At 42.6% G+C, this 7765-nt stretch carries 5 protein-coding genes; all 5 read right to left on the bottom strand.

What is annotated here, in order from left to right:
• A partial coding sequence (gene proB / locus V7D75_RS06345; protein WP_333613871.1) for a glutamate 5-kinase occupies positions 1–1119 on the bottom strand: 1119 nt, incomplete at its 3' end.
• Positions 1120–1261: 142 nt separating this feature from the next.
• On the bottom strand, positions 1262–2464 hold the full coding sequence (gene cgtA / locus V7D75_RS06340; protein WP_068404524.1) for an Obg family GTPase CgtA: 1203 nt from the start codon (positions 2462–2464) through the stop codon (positions 1262–1264).
• Between the two features lie 319 nt (positions 2465–2783).
• Entirely contained in the window at positions 2784–4229 is a 1446-nt protein-coding gene (locus V7D75_RS06335; RefSeq protein ID WP_333613870.1) for a glyceraldehyde-3-phosphate dehydrogenase, read from the bottom strand.
• 378 nt (positions 4230–4607) lie between these two features.
• Positions 4608–5885, bottom strand: a complete 1278-nt coding sequence (locus V7D75_RS06330) for a lipocalin family protein (protein WP_333613869.1) — start codon at positions 5883–5885, stop codon at positions 4608–4610.
• Between the two features lie 534 nt (positions 5886–6419).
• Positions 6420–7559, bottom strand: a complete 1140-nt coding sequence (locus V7D75_RS06325) for an NUDIX domain-containing protein (RefSeq protein ID WP_333613868.1) — start codon at positions 7557–7559, stop codon at positions 6420–6422.
• Positions 7560–7765: the final 206 nt, after the last annotated feature.

Genomic DNA, 7765 nt, shown 5'->3' with positions numbered 1-7765 from the left:
GTTACCAAGAATTCTATCAAACTGCTCTGTACGCTCGCGAGCCACACGGCAGGCGTCACGCGATGAGAAGTTCACTTGACCAACAGCGATACGTTCGCCCGTGTCTTGATGGACAATCTCTACCACATCACCTTCATCAAAATCACCGCGGACCTCGACGACGCCAACTGGCAATAAGCTCTTGTGATGTTCGACAACCGCTTTTGCAGCCCCAGCGTCCACAATAAGCGTACCTGACATGCGCAAATGCGCCGCTAGCCACTGTTTACGAGCAATGATTTTATCGGCATCATTAGTAGTCAATAACGTACCGACCGCTTCACCAGATACCACCCGCGTGATGACATCGTCGATAGCACCGCTAACGATAACTGTTGGACAACCGCCCATGGCAGCCAAGCGTCCAGCACGGATTTTGGTCAGCATACCACCGCGACCAAGTTTGCCGCCGTCACCGGCGATATCAAATAAGTAATCGGCCATCGCCCGCTCTTGGCGAATCATTTTAGCATTCGGATTATTACGCGGATTATCAGTAAAGACGCCTTCTTGATCGGTCAAAATAATATATAAATCGGCATTGACCATCGCCGCTGCCATCGCGCCTAAGGTGTCATTATCGCCGAACTTAATCTCGTCGATGGTAATGGTATCGTTTTCATTAATCACGGGCAGTACGCGCCATTCTAATAACTGCGTCAATGCGCCCGTGGTATTTAAATAGCGACTACGATTAGACAAATCATCATGAGTTAATAATAGTTGAGAGCTTTGAATACCATGCTGAATTAGTGCTGACCACCAGGTTTCAATTAAGCCCATCTGCCCGATGGACGCACAAGCTTGTAGCGCCGCCAGTTTTCTTGGGCGCTCGTCCAGATTCATCCGCACCACGCCTTCAGCGACGGCACCTGATGACACTAACAATACTTCCACGCCTTGCTTATGCAGTTTGGCAATCTGTTTTGCCCATTCGTAAATGGCAGTTCGATCAAGCCCTCGTCCATTATTGGTTAATAGCGATGAGCCAATCTTGACAATAACGCGCCGAATATCAAAGTTGCGAGCTTGCTTAACAAACCTTGCTTCTTCTGTCGTGTTCTCTATGTCAACTGCCATATAAACTCCTGTTGCTAGGGTAAATGAATTATGTGGATTATATTAAAAACTGTACGCACACCTATTTAAAAAACGAAAAATAAACGCTTGCCAATTTAACCCTAAATATATTTAAAGTCAGATACATTTAAGCGCAGATATATTAAGGAACGTATACCACTTCGACGCCATCGTCGAAATCGTCATCATCGTCTAAATTGGTACCTTCACGCGCTGCTTTACGAGCCGCACGATAGGCTTCACGCTGCGCTTCAGTATTCAAACGTACTTCTGCTTCTAAGCGCTCAAAACGCTCTTTTTGGGCTTCTGCAAAAATCGGATCTTCGAGTTCACGCTCACGCTCGCGCTCAATCTCATTCATTAAATGGTATTTAATCGCATCAACGCCTTCGCCGGTCAAGGTTGCGGTACGAAATACCATACCTGTCCAACCAAGCTCAGCCACGATATGGGTACAAAGCTCATTTAAGTCTTCTTCGGCAACCTGATCAATTTTATTTAGCACCAAAATCTGTGGCAAATTGGCCAATTCAGGTGAAAAACGCTCAAGCTCATTTAAAATCACGCGCGCGTTTTCTACTGGGTCGCTGCCATCGATCGGTTTTACATCAACCAAGTGTAACAGACGGCGTGTACGAGCGACATGCTTTAAAAAACGAATGCCAAGTCCTGCGCCTTCTGACGCGCCTTCGATTAAACCCGGAATATCTGCCATCACAAATGAGCGGTGACGACCGATATCAACCACGCCTAAGTTTGGCACTAAGGTGGTAAAGGGATAATCGGCAACCTTAGGTTTGGCGGCAGATACCTGACGGATAAAGGTTGATTTACCCGCGTTAGGTAAACCAATCAGACCAACGTCAGCGACTACTTTTAGCTCAAACTTCAGCACCTTTAATTCGCCTTCAAAACCTGAAGTGGCTTTGCGCGGTGCTTGGTTGGTTGAGCTTTTAAAATGGGTATTACCCAGACCGCCGTCGCCACCTTTGGCAATCAATAGCGTTTGACCAATTTCAATCAAATCGCCTAATACTTCGTCAGTTTCAGTATCGACTACGGTCGTACCAATTGGAACTGGCAAATAAATATCGTCAGAGCCTTTACCCGAACAGTTCTTACTATGACCGTTTTCACCGCGCATGGCGTCATAACGACGGGTATAACGGTAGTCAACTAAGGTGTTGGTATTGTCATCGGCAATGACATAGACATCGCCGCCCTTACCGCCATCACCACCGTCAGGGCCACCTCGTGGGACATACTTTTCTCGGCGAAAACTGGCGATTCCGTTACCACCGTCACCTGCTTTTACCGTTACGACGGCTTCATCAATAAATCGCATCTTTCGTTCCTTTATTTACCATCTCGTTTATCAACTTACAGTCAGCGACTGTATTTTAGGTGGTAGCTATATGTTGGTAGTTATGAACAACTTAAAAAATATAAAATCTTCTTTAAAACGGCATTTACTAAAATGTCATACCGCGCTTAGCATCTATCATGACAACAACACCCGATAACCATTCGGACTATCGGGTGTTTGAATACTGCCGTTAATAATTTACACCGATTTATCTAGGATAAAACTTACTTTCGTCGCGCTATTTTGCCTTAGCATTTTATCTAAATACAAACGGCTAAGATAGCAGCTGTGCAAATTTTTACGCTGGAATTTGCGCATAGCTGATGCCAGCCATTTGCGTGGCCAAACGTAACACCTGCGTGCTATAGCCAACTTCGTTATCGTACCAAATATAAACGATAGCATGATTGTCTGTCAAAATCGTCGCTTGCGCATCGACGATACCGACATGCGTATCACCAACAAAATCAGTCGATACTGCTTCGGTAGAATCTGTATAAGCAATCTGAGTTTGCCACTGACTGCTATTAGACACTTTACGCATAAACTCATTTAACGCATCAGCACTGGCTGGCGCCGTTTTAAGGTTTAAGTTCAAAATCGCTAAGCTGACGTTTGGCGTTGGTACACGAATCGCATTACCGGTTAATTTACCGCTAAGCTCTGGTAGCGCTTTACCAACCGCTTTTGCTGCGCCAGTGCTGGTGATAACCATATTCAATACCGCACTGCGACCACGGCGATCAGCTTTATGATAATTATCAATTAAGTTTTGATCGTTGGTGAACGAGTGAATGGTTTCAACATGACCATTCTCAATACCGTACTCATCATTTAAAACTTTGAGCGTTGGGGTAATCGCGTTGGTGGTACAGCTCGCTGCACTAACGATAGTGTCATCGCCGACCGTATCGTTATTGACGCCATAAACGACGTTTTTAATCTCACCACCAGCTGGAGCCGTTAGCAATACTTTTTTCACACCAGTCGATTGCAAATGCTTGCCAAGACCGTCTTCATCTTTCCAGATGCCAGTATTATCGATGACCAATGCATCGTTGATACCATAAGCCGTATAGTCAATCTCGCTTGGGTCTTTGGCATAAATCACTTGCACAAAGCGACCATTGATGATCAAACCATTGTTTTCATCATCGACAACGACGCCACCAGCGAAGCTACCATGGATTGAATCGCGCTCCAGCAATGAAGCACGCTTAGCCAAATCGCCCGCTGCTGCTGGACGCACCACAATGGCTTTTAGCTGTAAGCCTTTAGCGCTTGACGCTTGTGACAACAAAAGACGCGTTAAGATTCGACCAATACGGCCAAAACCATACAGCACCACGTCTGTTGCGCCATTGCTAGCTGCATTGTCATTTTTAATAGACTGTAATGCCGCTTGTAAATCACTGTCATTAGCAATTAATTGACCAATATCGATACGCGCCGCTTGGATGTCTTTATTCTCTGCAAGCGTTTTAACCATCGCTAAAGTATCCGCGACAGCGATAGGTTTAGCACCTTTATCACGTAGCGCGACTTTTTGATGCAATGCCAGTATTTGACCCACAGAGGTTGTATCTAGCGTATCACCAAACAATGTCACTTGTACATCTTGCTCATTATAAAGCTTATTTAATAAGCCCATAAGCTCAATGGCTTGTTGCTCTTGTTGGTTATAATTGCTCAAATGGTCTTGATGTAATTGGCGTAAGGTATCAGCGTTGCTCACGAGAAACATCCTTTTGGTCAGTAATTAGATAGCAGTAAAGTAAGAAGAAATATAAATAGATAGGTCATCATTACTTAAATAATGATATTAAAACGGTCATGCTCGACTTTGGCAGTAGTAATTGGCAATAGTAACTATTAGCAACTATCGCCACAGTCTTTATCGTCACCGTCTTTAGATAAGGTAGATTTTAGCCTAAAACGCCCTATTTTGCTAGTGATAACCGAATTTGACGTACTTATCGCGTTTTTCATAGCTTTATAAGTTGCTTGATAAAAATAAAGGCAGCTTGCACTGCTGCTCTATTGTCAATTAATAATAACCTATGCAAAAATAGGATAATTATAAAATACTTATATGGTTATGCCATGCATAGTGATAAAAAGCTTAAGGAACCAACTTTACGGTCTGATTGGTCTGCGGGGTAAGTTTAAATTCTTTTAAGTCGTAGCCCTGCTTTTGGGCAATTTGGCGATATTTTGCATAAGTTTCTTGGCTAACATTTGGCGAACGAGCTAGTAACCATAAATATTCTCTATCCGGCGTGCCAACCAATGCCGTTTTGTAATCTGCATCACGAGCAAGCACCCAATAATCAGCGCGGCCAACAGGCAACCAGCGAATCCACGACGGTAAAAAAGTAACCTTTAATTTACTACCTGAAGCATCAGCGGGTTTTGCTAAACCTTCTGCAGTAATGGCTGAACCATCTTGTGCTTTACATTGATTAATCACCTTAATGCCTGAACCGTCAGTTTTTTCAACATACGTCGCCGTCACATCACTGGCACAGTTGCGCTGAAAATACATCGGCAAGCGCCCTATCTCGTACCAAGTACCAGCGTATTTTTTTAGATCAACGCTATCAACTGTAGTTGGCACGCTAGCAGATTTATGGATAATTGCATTTGGCTTAATGGATAAGGTTTCTGTGCTGGTTTTATCCGTCGTTGCGTTCGCTGTCACCCCAGCTTTAGCCGTGGTATTGACGGGCGTTGCTGCATAGGCTGAGAACGCAGCCAATGGGATAATAATGGCTAAGGCAATACCTGTATGCTTAATAAGTCCATTCATAAATATACGCTCTGGTATTGTTGGTAAACCCATATCTTCATTGAAGTCGTCTGTATCAACAGTTTCAGCAGTAATAGACTTATTGAAGTTATTACTTTCAATTAAGCTTTTCGCTGAGCTGTCTACAGCAGCGTCAATATTGATATCGGTATTATTGATATCAGTAGTCTTTTTTACTTTTTTATAAGCAGGCGCTTTTTTGTATCCGCCGCTATCTTGAAAACTGCGGCTTTGCACTTGAGTGCTTTTAAAACTTGTATTATCCTTATCTTGGCGGTGATTGCTTTTCTGAATCAATGCAGGCGTGGCGGCTATAGGCGCGTTTTGTCCACTCTTCTTATAGCCAAATTCATTATCTGTTGCCGAGGTATTTAGAGCGACATCGTCTACTGACATGTCGTTGGCGCTATCGTTGTGATAGCTGGCGTCATTGCTGGCATCACTCGATTGTGACGTATTATCTGTCTTGCGATAACCTTTTTTTAAATAATTTTTATCAAGGTAGTGCTGACTTGATTTAGTCCGCTGTGATTGAGAACCAGCTGCCTGCGAATCAGGCCAGGCTGACTTAGGTAACTTATTGGTTTTCATAGGAGTACCATTTATTAATAGTGTTAGTTAAAATTTTCATTTATCAAATTTTATAGCGATTAACTCAGTATAAATAATTCTCAACAATCACTTTGAATATAAAAGACAGATGAGTGAAAATTAAATACTGGATTACTTATATTTACTATACCTTCAAGTGGCGCTGCGATGAATAAAATCACGATAAATAAGAAGTGATTGGACAGCAAGTGATTAGATAAAAAGTTGCTAGATGAATCGCCCTTAACAAACTGATTTTGCGCCCTTTGGTAATTTGCAGGTTTATAGTAATGGCAAAGGGCTGAGCAAAATAGTGTAGCAATGTAGGAAAACGCAACGGTTTGTAAGTAATTCTGTATTTACGCCATATAAGCAATACATAGTTACCTTGTGTAAAAATAGATTTAAAATCAGTGATTTGCCCCTATTAAGCCCTACTCTTATATAGCCCTACATTTGCTCTTTTCCTTGCATGCTTGGTCTTATTATTGGCTGCGCATATACGCAAAAATAATATCAATACCATCTTAAAAATTACCGCAAAAATCGTCGGATACCAGCAACGGCACTACCACCATACTGCTCTGCTTTTACGCTCATTTCTGGCGATAGACCACCGAGTCCAATCACTGGCATATCGGCTAATTCTGCTAATTTTGACCATGCTTGCCAGCCAAGTGGCTCTGTATCAGGATGAGTTTGGGTTGCTAAAACTGGCGATAGAAAAATACCGATAACGGGCGGCAATTGTTGCTCTAAACGTCTATGAGCCAACTTATTAGCGGCAGCGATACTTTGGGCGTCGTGGCAGCTAATGATTAATGGATAGTTTAATAAATGGTTTGTAGACAAATCGTCGTGAATTACATTTTGGCTTTGGTGAATATCGTTATTAATATCACTTGACCCCTGCATAAGCTGCGTTTGGGTTAACTGCTTTGCAACGATTTGGTGGTTTATAGCTTGCTTATGTACTTGGTCGTTTTCAAATTCAGCTGGTACAATCGCCTGTATATCTGCACGCAAGCGTAATAACTGCGCTATATTATTATCTGCATCCATGGCTTTTGGACGGACATAAACCCAAGCATCATGCGCCAAATGCGCTGCATGAAACTGTAGCCAAGCTGCTGCTGGATCAGCCGCGTCGTTAAAGTGTGCCAATGGATAAGTAATTGCTATCTGTTGTGGTAAGCGCAACCATGCAAGAATGGTTTTATTAGCGGCTGGCAGTTGATAATCTCCTGCTAATAACTTCGATTTATCCACCCAAGTTAATGCTTGACCCTCCAACCCCTGCTGGCAATGTCTATGCTGTTCATACTGCTGCGCACTTAGTGCTACCTTGTAAACCTGCAAACATACCTGCTTATCGCCATAGTCATGATACAGCCGACCGAGTTTCACTGCAGTATTATTTGCGATATCAATGCCCGTCTCTTCAGCGACTTCGCGTATCAGCGCTTGCTGAGCGGTTTCATTAGCATCTATCTTGCCGCCTACAAACTCATAACGATTACCTTGATGCTGCGATGCATTTCTAAAACCGAGCAAATACTGATGCTGATAATAAATGACCGCCACCGCAACATTGACGATTTTTAGCAGTTTATGGGCACTTGCCTCATTTTTAGCGAACGAATTTTTGCTTGAATTCTCTAAATAACTGCGCATTCTATTGCCCTTTATAATGGTACGACTGTTTTGATTTATAGCGTTTGTAAATGCTGCTTTATATAAGTTTACATAATAACTGTGATTTATTTTATCAAATAGCTTGCAAAAGCTTTCAATGTAAATGATAATTATTATCGTTAATAACTTACTTTACCCACTGCCTTATCTTTAATTATTTTATCAAAAGGAATTTACTATGAGCA

The organism is Psychrobacter sp., assembly GCF_036731945.1.
GTDB lineage: Bacteria > Pseudomonadota > Gammaproteobacteria > Pseudomonadales > Moraxellaceae > Psychrobacter.
Note: the sequence above shows the minus strand (reverse complement) of the source record. Positions and strands in the feature narration are given on the sequence as shown.